Source organism: Nocardia sp. NPDC056564 (assembly GCF_042793755.1).
In the GTDB taxonomy this organism is placed as follows: domain Bacteria; phylum Actinomycetota; class Actinomycetes; order Mycobacteriales; family Mycobacteriaceae; genus Nocardia.
Genome location: NZ_JBHTUR010000002.1, coordinates 92,987 through 108,668 on the forward strand (window position 1 = coordinate 92,987; position 15,682 = coordinate 108,668).

15 protein-coding genes are annotated in these 15,682 nt (G+C 67.2%); 5 read left to right on the forward strand and 10 right to left on the reverse strand.

What is annotated here, in order from left to right:
* Nucleotides 1–110 precede the first annotated feature (110 nt).
* On the forward strand, nt 111–1,592 hold the full coding sequence (locus tag ACFQ9K_RS04480) for a M28 family metallopeptidase (protein ID WP_378723583.1): 1,482 nt from the start codon (nt 111–113) through the stop codon (nt 1,590–1,592).
* On the opposite strand, the gene nadE is transcribed toward ACFQ9K_RS04480, so the two are convergent.
* Together nadE and ACFQ9K_RS04490 are read right to left on the reverse strand one after the other, a co-directional pair.
* Nucleotides 1,589–2,416, reverse strand: a complete 828-nt coding sequence (gene nadE, locus ACFQ9K_RS04485) for an ammonia-dependent NAD(+) synthetase (protein WP_378723585.1) — start codon at nt 2,414–2,416, stop codon at nt 1,589–1,591. The two genes, ACFQ9K_RS04480 and nadE, sit on opposite strands and share 4 nt — an antisense overlap.
* 22 nt (nt 2,417–2,438) lie before the next feature.
* Complete coding sequence (locus tag ACFQ9K_RS04490) at nt 2,439–3,062, reverse strand: TetR/AcrR family transcriptional regulator (protein WP_378723603.1); 624 nt, start codon at nt 3,060–3,062, stop codon at nt 2,439–2,441.
* A gap of 125 nt (nt 3,063–3,187) precedes the next feature.
* Between ACFQ9K_RS04490 and ACFQ9K_RS04495 the strand changes: the two genes are divergently transcribed.
* The 4 genes from ACFQ9K_RS04495 to nrdE all read left to right on the forward strand — a co-directional run bounded on the left by ACFQ9K_RS04495 (nt 3,188) and on the right by nrdE (nt 7,049).
* Nucleotides 3,188–3,757: an NAD(P)H-dependent oxidoreductase gene (locus ACFQ9K_RS04495; protein ID WP_378723588.1), complete on the forward strand. Its 570-nt coding sequence runs from the start codon at nt 3,188–3,190 to the stop codon at nt 3,755–3,757.
* 413 nt (nt 3,758–4,170) lie between these two features.
* Nucleotides 4,171–4,404: a glutaredoxin-like protein NrdH gene (nrdH, locus tag ACFQ9K_RS04500; RefSeq protein WP_378723591.1), complete on the forward strand. Its 234-nt coding sequence runs from the start codon at nt 4,171–4,173 to the stop codon at nt 4,402–4,404.
* Nucleotides 4,405–4,443: 39 nt separating this feature from the next.
* Nucleotides 4,444–4,905, forward strand: a complete 462-nt coding sequence (gene nrdI, locus ACFQ9K_RS04505) for a class Ib ribonucleoside-diphosphate reductase assembly flavoprotein NrdI (protein ID WP_150407925.1) — start codon at nt 4,444–4,446, stop codon at nt 4,903–4,905.
* A 38-nt stretch (nt 4,906–4,943) separates the two neighbouring features.
* Nucleotides 4,944–7,049, forward strand: a complete 2,106-nt coding sequence (gene nrdE / locus ACFQ9K_RS04510; protein WP_378723594.1) for a class 1b ribonucleoside-diphosphate reductase subunit alpha — start codon at nt 4,944–4,946, stop codon at nt 7,047–7,049.
* Nucleotides 7,050–7,153: 104 nt separating this feature from the next.
* Here nrdE and ACFQ9K_RS04515 read toward each other — a convergent pair whose 3' ends face one another.
* The 8 genes from ACFQ9K_RS04515 to ACFQ9K_RS04550 all read right to left on the reverse strand — a co-directional run bounded on the left by ACFQ9K_RS04515 (nt 7,154) and on the right by ACFQ9K_RS04550 (nt 15,408).
* A complete protein-coding gene (locus ACFQ9K_RS04515) occupies nt 7,154–8,146 on the reverse strand; it encodes an LLM class F420-dependent oxidoreductase (protein WP_378723595.1) in 993 nt (330 codons plus the stop codon).
* A 121-nt stretch (nt 8,147–8,267) separates the two neighbouring features.
* Nucleotides 8,268–9,200, reverse strand: coding sequence for a TauD/TfdA dioxygenase family protein (locus tag ACFQ9K_RS04520; RefSeq protein WP_378725120.1), 933 nt, complete (start codon nt 9,198–9,200; stop codon nt 8,268–8,270).
* A 111-nt stretch (nt 9,201–9,311) separates the two neighbouring features.
* The gene (locus ACFQ9K_RS04525; RefSeq protein ID WP_378725122.1) at nt 9,312–9,638 is read right to left on the reverse strand and encodes a 4Fe-4S binding protein; all 327 of its coding nucleotides are present in this window, start codon (nt 9,636–9,638) and stop codon (nt 9,312–9,314) included.
* Entirely contained in the window at nt 9,635–11,215 is a 1,581-nt protein-coding gene (locus ACFQ9K_RS04530) for an FAD-dependent oxidoreductase (protein WP_378725124.1), read from the reverse strand. The genes ACFQ9K_RS04525 and ACFQ9K_RS04530 overlap by 4 nt, the downstream gene beginning before the upstream one ends.
* Nucleotides 11,212–12,552 (reverse strand): LLM class flavin-dependent oxidoreductase, encoded by a 1,341-nt coding sequence (locus tag ACFQ9K_RS04535; protein ID WP_378725126.1) that lies wholly within the window; start codon nt 12,550–12,552, stop codon nt 11,212–11,214. Before ACFQ9K_RS04535 ends, ACFQ9K_RS04530 begins: the two co-directional genes overlap by 4 nt.
* Nucleotides 12,553–12,582: 30 nt before the next feature.
* Nucleotides 12,583–13,491: an ABC transporter permease gene (locus tag ACFQ9K_RS04540; RefSeq protein WP_378725128.1), complete on the reverse strand. Its 909-nt coding sequence runs from the start codon at nt 13,489–13,491 to the stop codon at nt 12,583–12,585.
* A complete protein-coding gene (locus ACFQ9K_RS04545) occupies nt 13,484–14,329 on the reverse strand; it encodes an ABC transporter ATP-binding protein (protein WP_378725130.1) in 846 nt (281 codons plus the stop codon). The genes ACFQ9K_RS04540 and ACFQ9K_RS04545 overlap by 8 nt, the downstream gene beginning before the upstream one ends.
* Nucleotides 14,326–15,408 (reverse strand): ABC transporter substrate-binding protein, encoded by a 1,083-nt coding sequence (locus tag ACFQ9K_RS04550; RefSeq protein WP_378725132.1) that lies wholly within the window; start codon nt 15,406–15,408, stop codon nt 14,326–14,328. Before ACFQ9K_RS04550 ends, ACFQ9K_RS04545 begins: the two co-directional genes overlap by 4 nt.
* Nucleotides 15,409–15,682: the final 274 nt, after the last annotated feature.

A 15,682-nucleotide genomic window follows, 5' to 3' on the forward strand; every position in this document is an offset into this window, starting at 1 on the left:
GCCCGGCCCGGCACCGCATTTCCCCACTACAACTGGGGTTTCATCGCGGCGACACCCCGCTTTAACCTCCGAGCCATCGGGATTCATCCGTCCCTTTGGAGGAGCTGACCATGCCCCGAATCATCCGCAGTGCCGCCGCCGGTCGCGCGATCGCCGCCGCCGCCGCGCTGCCCCTCGCGCTCTCCCTCGCCGTCGCGGGGTCCGCGTACGCCGACCCCGGTCCGCCGCCGGGCACACTGGCCGACTCGATCAAGGCGCCCGCCGTCAAGCAGCACCTGGAGAAGTTCCAGTCGATCGCCAACGCCAACGGCCGCACCAGGGCCGCGGGCACGGCGGGCTACGATGCCTCGCGCGACTACGTGGCCGGCGAACTACGCCGCGTGGGTTACCAGGTGACGTTGCAGCCGTTCACTTTCCAGTCCTTCCGGGAACGGTCGACGGCGGTGCTCGAGCAGGTCTCGTCCGCCCGGACGACCTACCAGCCGACCGCGCCGGACCACAGCAGGCTCGGTGACTTCGCCACCCTGACCTATTCCGGTTCGGGCGAAGCGAAGGCGGCGGTGCAGGGCGTCGACCTCACCCTGTCGCCGCGCGCCGAGGCGAACGGTTCGACCTCGGGCTGCGAGGCCGCGGACTTCGCCACGTTCACCCGCGGCAATATCGCGCTGCTGCAACGCGGTACCTGCACGTCCGCGGACAAGGCCCGAAATGCCCAGGCCGCGGGCGCTTCCGGCGTGATCATCTTCAACGAGGGCCAGCCCGGCCGCACCGACGCCTTCGCCGAGGCGCTGGACGAGACCGGCATCACCGTGCCGGTGGTCGCCGCCAGCTTCGGCGTGGGCAAGGATCTGGCCAAGCCGGGCACGGTCGTGCGGCTCAAGACCGACACCGAGGCCCTGCCCGCCACCACGCACAACGTGATCGCGGAGTCCTCGCAGGGCAACCCGGACAAGGTCGTCATGGCCGGGGCGCACCTCGACTCGGTGCGCGCCGGGGCGGGCATCAACGACAACGGTTCCGGCAGTGCCGGTCTGCTCGAGGTCGCGTTGCAGATGGCCACCACCACGCCGAAGAACAAGGTCCGCTTCGCCTGGTGGGGCGCCGAGGAACTCGGCCTGGTCGGCTCCAAGTACTACGTGGCCAACCTGTCCGCGGCCAACCGGGACAAGCTCGAGCTCTACCTCAACTTCGACATGATCGGCTCGCCGAACTACGCCTACAAGATCTACAACGGCAGCCAGGGCCCGGCCGGTTCCGCCCAGATCGAGCAGGACTTCAACCGCTACTTCGACTCGAAGGGCCTGCGGCACAACCGCGCGGCCCTCGACGGTCGTTCGGACTACGGCGCGTTCATGCGGGCCGGGATCGCGGTCGGCGGCCTGTTCACCGGTGCCGAGGGCATCAAGACCAGCCAGGAGGCGCAGTGGTTCGGCGGCCAGGCCGGCCGCCCCTACGACCCCTGCTACCACCGGTCCTGCGACACCACCACCAACATCAGTGACAAGGCCCTGACCGACAACACCGGCGCGATCGCCAACGCGATGCAGACCTACGCCGCGGCCGACGACCCGCCGGGCGTCGCGGCAGGCTAGTCGCGCCACCAGGTGTCGAGTGGCGTCACCGGAACCGCCCGCTTGTGCCGGGTGTTCAGGTAGATCGACTCGATACGTTCGGCTACCTCGGGGGCAACCTCCTTGCCCTCGAGGTAGTCGTCGATTTCGCGGTAGGTCAGTCCGAGCGCTTCCTCGTCGGGCAGCGCGGGCCGGTCGTCCTCCAGGTCGGCGGTCGGCACCTTCGACCAGATGCTTTCCGGCGCACCCAGTTCTTGCAGCAGCGCCGCCCCCTGATGCTTGGTGAGCCCGGTCAGCGGGGTGAGGTCGACGCCGCCGTCGCCGTACTTGGTGAAGAATCCGGTGACCGCCTCGGCCGCGTGATCGGTGCCGACGACGAGCAGGTTCTCCTGACCCGCGAGCGCGTACTGGATCACCATCCGCTCCCGTGCCTTGATATTGCCGCGGACGAAGTCGCGCAGCTTGTCGATCTTCAGCGCGGAGGCCACCTCGCCCGCCGTCGCGTTCGCGCTCGGGCGCACGTTCACCGATACCGTCCGGTCCGGCTGGATGAAGCGCAGCGCGGCCCGCGCGTCCGCCTCATCCGATTGCACGCCGTAGGGCAGGCGCACCGCGACGAACGTCGCGTCCACCGCGTCGGCGCGCAGTTCCTCGACGGCTAGCTGGCACAATCGGCCGGTCAGCGAGCTGTCCTGGCCGCCGCTGATGCCGAGCACGAAACCCTTTGCGGGAGTGGCGTTCAGATAGTCCTTGAGGAAATCGATCCGGCGCCGTACCTCGTTCTTCGGCTCGATGCTCGGTTGGACGCCCAACTCGGTGATGATCTGTTCGCGCAGGTTCCGCATGGCAGCCCACTTTACTGTCCATTCACGGGGTGACAACGCGTCGAACGACCGCTTCCCAGTTGTCCCCGATCTGCTCGCGGCGATAGCCCTGCGCGCGCATCTGATGCATGACCAGCGCGGCGCTCAGCGTGCTGAGCAGACTGTCGGCGATCAACGGAATATCGCCGGGCACGCCTGCCTGCCGCAGCAGCATCGACACGTGCGCCTTGAGCAACATGTACGGCGCGCCCGAGTACCGATCGGCCGCCTCGCCGACCTCCGCGGCGCGATACAGCTCGCCCTCCACATCGATGTCGAGCAGCCGCGCCCGGCCGAACGCGACCAGCCGTTCCACCGGGGTCGCGCCGGGCCCCAGCGGCGGCGGCCCGAACATGAACGCCTCCTGCGCCTTGCGCTCGGAGTGATCGAGCAGCGCCATCAGCAATCCCGATCGGCTGCCGAACCGGCGGAAGACCGTGCCCTTGCCGACCCCGGCCCGCTTGGCCAGCGCGTCCATGGTGAGGCTGTCCACGCCCTGCTCGCGCACCAGCTGTTGCGCGGCGTCCAGCAGCAACTGCCGGTTGCGCGCGGCGTCGGCGCGTTCGGTGGGTTCGGACGTGCCGGGCAGGGGCGCGCCGATGCCGAGCAGCGGGCGCTGCCCGGGCAGCGGGAGATCCGATGTGGGGTAGCTCACAGCAGGCACGCCATCTCCGCGGGAAGTAATCGGACCGTGGTCCGGTTAGTCATCGATGAAAGTTCGGACACCACACACTCAGTACACCAGGAGTTGTCATGGGCAAGACCCGTATCCTCGCTCTCGTCGGCAGCCTCCGCGCCGCCTCGATCAACCGGCAGCTGGCCGAGACCGCCGTCCAGACCGCGCCGGAGGGTGTCGAGATCACCCTCTACGAAGGTCTCGCCGACATTCCTTTCTACAACGAAGACCTCGATGTCGAGGGTGCCGTGCCCGCCGCGGCGCAGGCGCTGCGCGACGCGGTCGCCGTCGCCGACGGCCTGCTCGTCGTGACGCCGGAATACAACGGCACCCTGCCGGGCGTGTTGAAGAACGCCATCGACTGGGCGTCCCGGCCGTACGGCACCGGTGCCCTCAAGGACCGGCCGACCGCGGTGGTCAGCGCGTCGATCAGCCCGAACGCCGCGCAGTGGGCGCACGGCGACGCGGTCAAGGCGCTCGGCGTGGCCGGCGCGCGGGTGGTGGAATCGGCCCACCTGCACTTCGGCACGATCGGCCAGCGGTTCGGCGCGACGCACCCGCGGGAGGACGCCGAGGCGCTGACCGAGCTCGCGGCCACCGTGCACGAGTTGGTCCAGGCCGCCCGGGGTGAATTCGCGGCGGTGTAAGCTTCCGCTCCGGTCTGTTCGAGGGTCATCTCCACGCGGTGGAGGTGGCCCTCTTCGTCTGACCGGAGAGTTTGCTGGAAATCAGCTACGGTACGAAATTGTGATCTGCACCACGGTCGTGTCGGGTTGCGAATCGAGCGTCCAGGTACTTACCGCGTACGAATTTCATCTTTGTGACTCGCAACATGTCGTGTTGGATGAATCTGTCGGCCACTAGGTGTAGTGTCTTCGGTACTGGAAGACGGCAAGGCACCCCGCTCTGCGAAAACCAGCCCGAAGGGGCTGAGCAGGGGATTCGAGTCCAGATCCAGGAGTTTGCGCAGCAAGGTCGGAACGTGCATCGCTAGGTCGCTCGAACGATCGGCATACGGATCACAGGCTGTGGATCAGGCACAAGGAGAAGAGGGATACCAATGACCGTCACCGTGTACACCAAGCCCGCTTGCGTCCAGTGCAATGCCACCTACAAGGCCCTCGACAAGGTCGGGGTGGCCTACGAGGTGATCGACATCTCCGAGAACGACGAGGCCCGTGACTACGTCATGGCGCTCGGTTACCTGCAGGCGCCGGTCGTGGTGGCCGGTGAGGACCACTGGTCCGGCTTCCGTCCGGACCGGATCAAGTCGCTCGCCACCGTGGCGGCCTGACCGCTTCCGCTTTCCGTTCCTCCGAGAGGAGAGGTGACCGTGTCCGAATCGGCCGCGCTCGTCTACTTCTCCAGCGCCTCGGAGAACACGCATCGCTTCGTCGAGAAGCTGGGTCTCCCGGCGACTCGCATTCCACTGCACACCGCCGATTCGCTGCGCGTCGACGAGCCCTTCGTGCTGATCGTCCCCACCTACGGGGGCGGTCGGCACGTCCTGGGTGGGAACAGATCCGACAAGGATTTCGTGCCGCGGCAGGTCGCCAAGTTCCTCAACGATCCGCACAACCGCGCCCTGCTGCGCGGGGTGGTCGCGGCGGGAAACACGAACTTCGGCGATACCTACTGCTATGCGGGCGACGTGATCTCGCGTAAGTGCGGGGTGCCGTACCTGTATCGCTTCGAACTCATGGGAACCGCCGAGGACGTCGAGCGCGTCCGAGAGGGATTGGGATTGTTTTGGCAACAACAACGACAGCACCGGCCGGAAAAACGGCTCGCTTAGAGCAGGCCTCCGGCCGCGGTGCGGAGCCCGGCGAGGTCATGGACTACCACGCCCTCAACGCGATGCTGAACCTGTACGGCCCGAACGGCGAGATCCAGTTCGACAAGGACCGTGAGGCGGCGCATCAGTACTTCCTCCAGCACGTCAACCAGAACACCGTCTTCTTCCACAACCTGGACGAGAAGCTGGACTACCTGGTCGACGAGAAGTACTACGAGCCCGAGGTGCTCGACCAGTACAGCCGCCCGTTCATCAAGCAGCTGTTCCAGCAGGCCTACGCCAAGAAGTTCCGGTTCCCCACCTTCCTCGGCGCGTTCAAGTACTACACCTCGTACACGCTGAAGACCTTCGACGGCAAGCGCTACCTGGAGCGGTTCGAGGACCGGGTCTGCATGGTCGCGCTCACCCTCGCGGCCGGCGACGAGGTGCTCGCGGGCAAGCTGGTCGACGAGATCATCGACGGCCGCTTCCAACCCGCCACCCCGACCTTCCTCAACTCGGGCAAGAAGCAGCGCGGCGAGCCGGTGTCCTGCTTCCTGCTGCGCATCGAGGACAACATGGAGTCCATCGGGCGCTCCATCAACTCCGCGCTGCAGCTGTCCAAGCGCGGCGGCGGGGTCGCGCTGCTGCTCACCAACATTCGCGAGCACGGCGCGCCGATCAAGCAGATCGAGAACCAGAGCTCGGGCGTCATCCCGATCATGAAGCTGCTGGAGGACTCGTTCTCCTACGCCAACCAGCTCGGCGCGCGACAGGGCGCTGGCGCGGTGTACCTGCACGCGCACCACCCGGACATCTACCGGTTCCTCGACACCAAGCGGGAGAACGCGGACGAGAAGATCCGGATCAAGACCCTCTCGCTCGGCGTGGTGATCCCGGACATCACCTTCGAGCTGGCGAAGAAGAACGAGGACATGTACCTGTTCTCGCCGTACGACGTGGAACGCATCTACGGCAAGCCGTTCGCCGACATCGACGTCACCGAGAAGTACTACGAGATGGTCGACGACAAGCGGATCCGCAAGTCGAAGATCAAGGCGCGCGAGTTCTTCCAGACCATCGCCGAGCTGCAGTTCGAATCCGGCTACCCGTACATCATGTTCGAGGACACGGTGAACCGGGCCAACCCGATCGCGGGCAAGATCACCCACTCGAACCTGTGCTCGGAGATCCTGCAGGTGTCGACGCCGTCGGTGTTCAACGACGACCTGTCCTACGCCAAGGTGGGCAAGGACATCTCGTGCAACCTCGGCTCGCTCAACATCGCCAAGGCGATGGACTCACCCGACTTCGCGCAGACCATCGAGACCGCCATCCGGGCGCTCACCGCGGTCTCCGATCAGACGCACATCTACTCGGTGCCCTCGATCGAGCAGGGCAACAACGAGTCGCACGCGATCGGCCTCGGCCAGATGAACCTGCACGGATACCTGGCCCGCGAGCGGGTGCACTACGGGTCCGAAGAGGGCATCGACTTCACCAACATCTACTTCTACACCGTGGTCTACCACGCGATCCGGGCGTCGAACCTGATCGCCAAAGAGCGCGGCAGCTACTTCGGCGGCTTCCCCGAATCCAAGTACGCCAGCGGTGAGTACTTCGACAAGTACACCGAGCAGGTGTGGGAGCCGAAGACCGAGCGGGTGGCGCGGCTGTTCGCCGACGCCGAGGTGAAGATTCCGACCCAGGACGACTGGCGCGAGCTCAAGGCCTCGGTCATGGAGCACGGCATCTACAACCAGAACCTGCAGGCCGTCCCGCCGACCGGTTCGATCTCCTACATCAACCACTCCACCAGCTCCATCCACCCGGTGGCGTCGAAGATCGAGATCCGCAAGGAAGGCAAGATCGGTCGCGTCTACTACCCGGCCCCCTACCTGGACAACGACAACCTCGAGTACTACGACGACGCCTACGAAATCGGCTACGAGAAGATCATCGACACCTACGCGGCGGCCACCCAGCACGTGGACCAGGGCCTGTCGCTGACCCTGTTCTTCAAGGACACCGCCTCCACCCGCGACCTCAACCGCGCCCAGATCTACGCCTGGCGCAAGGGCATCAAAACCCTCTACTACATCCGCCTGCGCCAAATGGCCCTGGAAGGAACCGAAGTAGAAGGCTGCGTCTCCTGCATGCTCTAGCAGCAGCCGCTCGGCCGTTCCCCACGAAAACCTCAGTGCCATTGCCGCACTGAGGTTTTCGTGTTTCAGGAACTGGGTGCCGCCGACGAGGGCAGCCAGGCGTTTCAGGCCAGGGCGGGCGCGACTTCCTTCTCGAAGAGTTCGATGCCCGAGGTGTCGTAGGCGGATTCGGGGAAGTTGAAGATGGCGTAGCCGAGGCCGAGATCGCGGACGGGGGTGAGCCGTTCGATGATCTGCTCCGGGGTGCCGACGGCCAGCGACGGGCGGAACATGTTGTCGACGTAGGTCTTCGCCTCGTTCTCGCCGATGACCGCGGCCAGCTTCGCCTGGATCTCGGAAAGACGTTCCTGCACCTCGGCTTCGGTGGACGCGACGACCGCGTTGAAGTTCGCGGAGCGCACGATGGCGTCGAAATCGGTGCACACGTCGGCGCAGTGCGCGCGCAGGATCTCGGACTTGGCCGCGAACTCGTCCGGCGCACCGCTGAAGTTGGTGTACTGGGCGTACTTCGCCGCGATCTTCAGCGTCTTCTTCTCGCCGCCGCCGGCGACCCACAGCGGAATCCCGCCCTCCTGCAACGGAAGTGGCCGCACGATCGCCCCGTCGACCTGATAGTGCTTGCCGTCCAACGTGGCCTTGCCCTCGGTCCAGGCCTGCCGGAAGATCTGCACGCCCTCGTCGAGGCGCGCGAGCCGCTCACCCGCGCCAGGGAAGCCGTAACCGTAGGCGCGCCATTCATGTTCGTACCAGCCGCCGCCGATGCCCATCTCGACCCGGCCGCCGGAGATCAGGTCGACGGTGGCCGCGACCTTCGCCAGATACGCCGGATTGCGGTAGCTCATCGCGGTGCACATCTGCCCGAGCCGGATTCGCGAGGTGGACGCCGCGAACGCGGACATCAGGGTCCACGCCTCGTGCGTCGCCTCCTCGGTCGGCACCGGCACGGTGTGGAAGTGGTCGTACACCCACAGGGATTCCCAGGTGTCGTTGGCATCCGCGCGTTGCGCGAGATCCCGCATCACCCGCCACTGGTCCGCCGGGTCGATGCCGACCAGGTCGAGCCGCCAGCCCTGCGGAATGAAGATGCCGAAGCGCACAGATCTCTCCTTCGTTGTTTGCCCCAAACCTAGTCAATCATCCCGTGATGGGCTGATCGAGGCGTGGCGCAGCGCAGTGCCCGGCCGAGCGCCGCCCGGCCGGGCACCTACCTGTCTACTCTCAGTTGCCGGTGAAGTGCGCGCCGGCGATGGAGGTGGACGGCGCGCCGTCCACCCCGACCGGGATGTCCCCCTCCAGCGTGGTGCGGTACAGCACCCGGGTGACGTCGAGATGATCGAGGTCGCTCGGCGCCAGATGCGCCGTCACCCGGTTGTCCCAGAACGCGATGCTGCCCTTCGCCCAGCGGAAGCGGACGGTGTAGGCGGGGTTGGCCACCTCGTCGAACAGCAGTTTCAGCAGGGCGTCGCTCTGGTTGGGGCGCAACCCGATGATCCTGGTGGTGAAGCCGGGGTTGACGAACAGCGCCCGCTCGCCGGTCACCGGGTGCACCCGGACCACGGGATGCTCGGTGACCAGCGGCGCGGCGGCCACCTTCTTGGCGTAGTCGCTGTCCTCGTGCCAGACCGGCCTGCGCCCGCCGAACCGGTGCTCGGCGCGCAGCCCCTCGACGAACCGCTGCAACGACTCCGGCAGGTTCTCGTACGCGGCGACCAGGTTCGTCCAGCCGGTGTCACCGCCCTGCTCCGGCGCGATCTCGGCGCGCAGGATCGAGGCGGCGGGCGGGTTGATCAGCGGCGAGACATCGGTGTGCCAGAAGTTCGTGTAGCTGAATTTCTTTACGCCGAAACGCTTCTCGTACAGCCTGCTGTCCACGGCGAGGATCTCCGGGAACTCGGTCGGCGCGTCGGTGTCGTACGGATGGGACGGGGTGACCGCGCCGAAGCGCCGGGAGAAGGCGATCTGCTCGGCGTGCCCGATGTGCTGGTCGCGGAAGAACAGCACCTTGTACCTGTGCAGCGCGGCGGTGATCTGCTCGACCTGCTCGCCGGTCAGCGTTTCGCGCAGATCGACACCGGAGATATCGGCGCCGATGTAGCCGGCGACCGGGGTGACCCGGAGGGTGATCGTGGATGGTTCGTGCACCGTGGTCATGGGGACCTCGCTAGGGAAAAGTGATGTGGGGTAGGCGGGTTCGATCGTCGCGGCGACACGCGCTGCGGCACGTGCGCATGAAGTCGACCACCCGTCGTTTCGTCAACGGCGTCATGGCAATTCGGGTCCGACCGCGTAACGCGCGCCCAACGGGCCGCCGCCCCAGCCGAGCGATCTGCGGTAGCTGCCCAACAGGTCGTGCTCGATCAGGTAGGCCTCGTCGCGTTGCACGTCGTCCGGCGCGAGCGGCTCCGTGCGGGCGGCGACGAACAGCGCGTCGGCGGGGCAGTACGCCTCGCACATGAAGCAGGTCTGGCAGTCGGATTGCCGGGTGAGCACCGGGATTCCGGCCGCGCCGCGATCGAAGACATGGGTGGGGCAGACCTCGATGCACTTGTCGCACGCGATGCAGCGGTCGGCCGAGACCAGTTCGATCATGCCGGCACCAGCCTGGTCCGATCGAGGAACGCCGGTTCCGGCGCGGTCCACACCTCGTCGAGTCCGCCGGTGATCAGCCGATGATGCTGCGCCGGATCGGCCTCGGGGAACTCCTGACGACGCGCCATGCCGCGCGACTCGGTCCGGGCGAGCGCCGCCGTATACATCCACCGCGCGTGCGCGGTCATGGCCGCCGCCGAGCGCACCTTGGCCGGATCCGACTGTGCGAGAGTCAGACTCGTCCTGGCCTGCCGCCACATCTCGTCCAGCGTCGCCAGCGCGGGCCGCAACCGGTCGCCGTGCCGGAGATAGTTCTTGTCGTACGGCAACACCTCCCGCTGGACCACCGCGACGATATCCGCCGGCAGCAGCGCGGCGTCCGGCCTTCCGGTGGGCCGGATACCGACTCCGCCCGCGCCGAACCGCTGCCGATCATCGACCGAATCGCCTTGCCGCCGGGCATATTCGGCCGCGCCGGCGCCCGCCCAGCTGCCCGACGACATCGCCCACGCGGCGTTGTGACTGCCGCCGCCGGTGAAGCCACCGCAGATCAGCTCCCGAGTCGCGACATCGCCCGCGACGTACAGGCCGGGCACGCTGGTCGAGCAGTCGTCGCCGGCGACGCGAACCCCGCCGGTCCCGCGCACCGTGCCTTCCAGCAGCAGCGTGATCGGGAACCGATCGGTGAACGGGTCGATGCCGAGCCGGTCGAAGGTGAGGAAGAAGTTCGGCTGGCCGAGGCGCATCGCCCGGCGTTGTTCCGCGTCGGCCCGATCCAGCGTGCAATACACCGGCTCGGTCAGCAGCGCCCTGGCGATGGGGGAGCGGCTCTTACTCGACGCACCCGGCAGCACCGCGCCATTGCCCAGATAGAAGGTGGCGAAGGAGTAGTAGGCGGTCTTCGTCACCGAGGTGAACTCGGGTGCGATGGCGTAGGCGTTGGAGAACTCCATGCCGGACAGCTCCGCGCCCGCTTCCACCGCCATCAGGGCGCCGTCGCCGGTATTTACGTTGCAGCCCAGCGTCTTCGAGAGAAACGCGCACCCACCGGTGGCGAGCACGACGGCGCGCGCACCGATGTCGACGAGTTCGCCCGTGGCCAGCCGTTGCAGGCGCGCGCCCGCGACCGAACCCTGCGCGTCGGTGAGCAATTCGATCGCCGGTGCGTGATCGAGGATGGACACCCCGGCCCGCTGCACCCGAAGTCGCTGGCGGCGCATGTATTCCGGCCCCTGCACGCCGGTCCGCAGCGAGCGGCCCGCGCGATCGGTCGGGAACGGATAACGCCCGACCTCGGCGAGTTCGTTGACCCTGGCATAGGTCTCGTCGAGCACCCTGGCCATCCAGCGGCGATCGGCGAGATATCCGCCGAGCGCCTCCCGGCTCGCCATTGCCTGCTCGCGCAGCTCCGGCTCCGGCCGGACGTACCAGATCCCGGTTCCGGCCGCGGCCGTGGCGCCGCTGCTCCCGCAGAACCCCTTGTCGGCCAATGCGACCGAGGCGCCGGCCGCGGCGGCCTTCAACGCCGCCCAGGTACCGGCCGGGCCGCCACCGAGCACGAGGACGTCCACGGTCATGCGCTCGCCTCGGTCCGTTCCCGGGTGTGCCGGCTCGGCACCGGCCCGAGCCCGTAGTGCCCACGCAACGTGTCCGCCGCGTAGTCGGTGCGAAACAGCCCGCGCTCCTGCAGGATCGGCACCACGCGATCGACGAAGTCGGTCAGCCCGCCCGGCAGATACGGCGGCATGATGTTGAACCCGTCGGCGGCGCCGTTGTCGAACCAGCTCTGCAACTCGTCGGCGATCTGGGTCGGCGTGCCCGCGAACGTCCGGTGCCCGCGTCCGCCGCCCAGCTTGCCGATCAGCTGCCGGACGGTCAGGTTCTCGTTCGCCGCCAGCTCCTTGACCAAGGTGAAGCGGCTCTTGTGCGTCTCTATCTCGTTCTCCGACGGCAACGGCGGCAGCGGCGCGTCCAGGGCGTGTTCGGTGAGGTCGACGCCGAGCATGGTGGACAGCTGACGCAGCGCGTAGTCCGGCGAGATCAGATCGGTGAACTCCTGCTCGAGCGCCTGCGCCTGCTCGGTCGTGTCGGCGATGAACGGCACCAGCCCGGGCAGCACCTTGAGCTCGTCGGCCGAGCGACCGTACTTCGCCAGCCGCGACTTCAGATCGCGATAGAACGCCTGCCCCTCGGCCAGCGTGCGCTGCGCGGTGAACACCGCCTCGGCGTGCCGCGCGGCGAATTCCTTTCCGCTCTCCGAGGATCCGGCCTGCACCAGCAGCGGCCTGCCCTGCGGGGTGCGCGGCGAGTTCAGCGGCCCGCGGACCCGGAAGCGCGGCCCGTCGAAGTCGACGGTGTGCACCCGGTCCGGGTCGGCGAAGACGCCCGCCTCGGTGTCGAGCAGGATCGCCGCTTCCTCCCAGCTGTCCCACAGCTGGTCGACCACGTCGACGAACTCCTGCGCCCGCTCGTAGCGCCGCGCGTGCTCGGGCACGCCGTCGTAACCGAAGTTGAACGCCTCGTCCTCGCCCGCCGAGGTGACGATGTTCCAGCCCGCGCGGCCACCGCTGATGTGGTCGAGCGAGGCGAACTTGCGGGCCAGGTTGAACGGCTCGTGATAGGTGGTGGACGCGGTCGCGATCAGCCCGACGTGCGTGGTGGCGGCGGCGATCGCGGCCAGCAGCGTGATCGGCTCGAACACCGCGAGGGTGTTGCGCTTGATCCGCGGACCGACGGCCAGGCCGTCGGCGAAGAACACCGAATCCAGCTTGCCGCGCTCGGCGATCTGCCCCAGCTCCTGGAAGTGCCGGACGTCGAGCACCCGGTGCGCCTCGGTGCGCGGATGCCGCCACGCGGCCTCGTGGTGCCCGACGCCCATCAGGAAGGCATTGAGGTGGAATTGTTTACCAGACATGGTTCTTCCTTGGGTTATACGAGTGGACGGTCAGGCGTTCGGTTCGGTCCGCCAGCGGGAGAACCGGCGTTCCAGGGTGACGAGCAGTCCGTTGAAGGCCAGACCGAGCAGCGAGATGGCGATAATCCCCGCGTACATGTTCGGGATCTGGAAGTTCTGCTGCGCCGCGGTGATCAGGTAGCCGAGTCCCGCTCGGGCGCCGAACATCTCGGCCGCGAGCAGCACCAGGATCGAGCTCGCCGCGGCCATCCGCAGGCCGGTGAAGATGGACGGCAACGCGGCGGGCAGGATCACCTTCTGAAACAATCGCACCGGCGAGAAGCCCAGTGACACAGCGGATTTGATCAGCAGCGGGTCGACGGTGCGCACGCCGGTGATGGTGTTCAGCAGGATCGGGAAGGCGCTCGCGTACACCACCAGGGCTACCTTCGAGGTCTCGCCGATGCCGAGAATCAGGATGAAGACCGGCAGCAGGGCCAGCGCCGCGGTGTTGCGGAACAGCTCCAGGATCGGGTTGAGGAAGTCCGCCACCGGCTTGTACCAGGCGATCGAGATGCCGAGCGGGATGGCAACGGCCAGCGCGATCGCGTAGCCGGCCAGCGAGCGGCTCAGGCTGGCCGAGATGTGGGTCCACAGTTCGCCGCTCACCAGCAGGTCGGCGAAGGCCTGCGCGACCACCGAGAACGGCGGCAGGAACACCTCGTCCACCAGGCCGAGGGCGGGAGCGAGCTGCCACAGCAGCAGGAACAATCCGATCACGATCGTCGGTTTGAACACCCGCCAGGCGAGGCGGCCGAGCACGCGCACCGCCCGTGATCCCGCCGCGAACGACCGCCCCGCGGCGGGGCGATCGGCGGCCGGTCGGTCGGCGGCGGGCCGCTCGGGTGCGGCCGCGCGCACCGCGATGGTCCGCTCGGTGAAGTCCACTGCACTAGACATGGGTCAGCCTCTCGACATGTGCTTCGGTCGGGTTGTCCGACAGCGACTCTCGCTCCAGCGACGCCGCGCGCTGGACCTCGCTCTGCAGCAGCGTCCAGATCTCGTGCCGGTAGTCCCGGAACCGCTCGGACGAGCGGATGTCGCCGCCCGCCTCCCGGTCGATCTCGACGTCGACCACCGCCTTGATCCGGCCGGGCCGCGAGGTCAGCACCGCGACCCGCTGCCCCAGATACACCGCCTCGTCGATGCCGTGGGTGATGAACAGGACCGTCTTTCCGGTGGCCCGCCAGATGCGTAACAGCTCGTCCTGCAACGACTCCCGGGTCTGCGCGTCCAGCGCCGCGAACGGCTCGTCCATCAGCAGCACCTCCGGATCGAAGGCCAGGCTGCGGGCGATGGCGACGCGCTGCTTCATCCCGCCGGACAGCTCGTGCGGGTAGCGATCGCCGAAGCCGGTCAGCCCCACCAACTCCAGGTAGTGCTCGGCGATCTCACGCCGCTGCCTGCGGCGTAATCCCTTGGCCTCCAAGCCGAATTCGATATTGCCGCGGGCGGTGCGCCACGGCAGCAGCGCGTACTGCTGGAACACGATGCCGCGGTCGAGCCCCGGCCCGGTGATCGGCTTTCCGTCCAGCAGGATCTCACCTGCGGTCGGCTTGCTCAGGCCGCCGAGCAGATCGAGCAGCGTCGACTTGCCCGATCCGCTGGGGCCGACCAGGACGAGGAACTCGCCGTCCCGCAGATCCAGCGAAATGTCTTGAATGGCAGTGAATTTCTCGTTCGACCCGCGGATGGCGAAGTGCTTGCCCACCCCGGTCAGCGACAGTTTGGCGGTCATTTCGCGGCCACCGCCTCGCCGGTCGGGCCGCTCTGCGGGGTGAATGTGCCGTTGGCGTACGGGTTGTCCTTGTTGGTGAACAGGTCGGCGGCCTTCAGCTGGCCCTCCTTCAGTTCACCGTTGCGGACCAGCCAGTCGATCCAGATCTGTAGTTCCTTCGGATCGATCACCGCGCCCGGCACCGGGAGCCCGGAGCTCTTCCAGTACTTGATCAGGCCGGTGTTCTCGTTGCGCCCGCGCTTTTCGATGATCGAGGTGAAGCGCGCCTGTACCGTTTCCCGCGGCGTGACCTGCAACCACCGGGTAGCCCGAGCGGTGCCCTGCACGAAATCCTTGACCGCGTCCGGGTTCTTGGCGATGAAGTCGTTGCGGAAGACGTAGGTGCCGTAGTCGAAGGTGCCGAACAGGCCCTTGTCGGTGAACAGCGGGTGGATGCCGCCGCGCTCGACCGCGGTCTCGCGGAAGATGCTGCCCAGCGTGCCGACCTCGATCTGCCCCTTGCGCAGCGCGTCCTCGGTGTTGGCGGGCGGCACCACGGTCAGCTCCACCTGCTTGATCTCCTTGTCGGACAGGCCCTGCTGGTGCAGCCATTCCCTGGTGATGAACTCGTGGTGCGCGCCGAGGGTATTGACGCCGACCTTTTTGCCGATGAGATCGCGGGCGGAATTGATGCCGGAATCGTCGCGGACGAAGTAGCCGGTGAACGACTGTTCGTCGGAGCCATAGGAACTGAGCACCGCGGTGACCTTCGCCCCGCCCGCGATCAGTTTCACCACCGCGCCGTTGAACGCGCTACCGAATTCCACCTGATTCGTCGCCGCCGCTTGGATATTGGCCGGGCCGCTGGTGGTATCGCCTTCCCAGCGCAGCGAGATTTTGCTGAAATAGCCGAGATCCTCGGCCAATTCATAGGCGGAGACCTGACCGGTGGCGCCCTGATAGCGGAGCACGGTCTTGCCGTCGGCGGTGCTGCCCGGCTCGGATTTGCCGCAGCCTGCGAGCACGGAGACGCTGGTGAGCAGGGTGAGGGCCGCGGCGGCCGCGCGCAGTGCGCGCCGTGGGTGAGCGGAGGTGGGCATGGTGGAAGTCCTTCGAATACAAGCGCGTGCACGGCGAAATCGGCACGGCGACAACAGAAGAGAGATATCGCGGCAAAATGAATGCCGGAGTGGGTGATTGCCGGGAACGGCGTCAGTGGCGACAGATCCCGTGCGGCACCCGCATCAGGTCGATCGCGCGGCGGCGGATCAGCGCGGTAGGTATCAACTCTTCGAGACTTCCGTGAACTGTGCCGGGCGCCGGATTCGATGCCCGTGGTCTTCTATGGTGTTGCCCGGCGCCACCGCAGACAAC

Bases quoted from the DNA above. Each gene is read 5' to 3' on its own strand.
- ACFQ9K_RS04480 (WP_378723583.1), top strand. From the start codon at position 111: ATGCCCCGAATCATCCGCAGTGCCGCCGCCGGTCGCGCGATCGCCGCC.
- nadE (WP_378723585.1), bottom strand. From the start codon at position 2,416: ATGCGGAACCTGCGCGAACAGATCATCACCGAGTTGGGCGTCCAACCG.
- ACFQ9K_RS04495 (WP_378723588.1), top strand. From the start codon at position 3,188: ATGGGCAAGACCCGTATCCTCGCTCTCGTCGGCAGCCTCCGCGCCGCC.
- nrdH (WP_378723591.1), top strand. From the start codon at position 4,171: ATGACCGTCACCGTGTACACCAAGCCCGCTTGCGTCCAGTGCAATGCC.
- nrdE (WP_378723594.1), top strand. From the start codon at position 4,944: ATGGACTACCACGCCCTCAACGCGATGCTGAACCTGTACGGCCCGAAC.
- ACFQ9K_RS04520 (WP_378725120.1), bottom strand. From the start codon at position 9,200: ATGACCACGGTGCACGAACCATCCACGATCACCCTCCGGGTCACCCCG.
- ACFQ9K_RS04525 (WP_378725122.1), bottom strand. From the start codon at position 9,638: ATGATCGAACTGGTCTCGGCCGACCGCTGCATCGCGTGCGACAAGTGC.
- ACFQ9K_RS04530 (WP_378725124.1), bottom strand. From the start codon at position 11,215: ATGACCGTGGACGTCCTCGTGCTCGGTGGCGGCCCGGCCGGTACCTGG.
- ACFQ9K_RS04535 (WP_378725126.1), bottom strand. From the start codon at position 12,552: ATGTCTGGTAAACAATTCCACCTCAATGCCTTCCTGATGGGCGTCGGG.
- ACFQ9K_RS04540 (WP_378725128.1), bottom strand. From the start codon at position 13,491: ATGTCTAGTGCAGTGGACTTCACCGAGCGGACCATCGCGGTGCGCGCG.
- ACFQ9K_RS04545 (WP_378725130.1), bottom strand. From the start codon at position 14,329: ATGACCGCCAAACTGTCGCTGACCGGGGTGGGCAAGCACTTCGCCATC.
- ACFQ9K_RS04550 (WP_378725132.1), bottom strand. From the start codon at position 15,408: ATGCCCACCTCCGCTCACCCACGGCGCGCACTGCGCGCGGCCGCCGCG.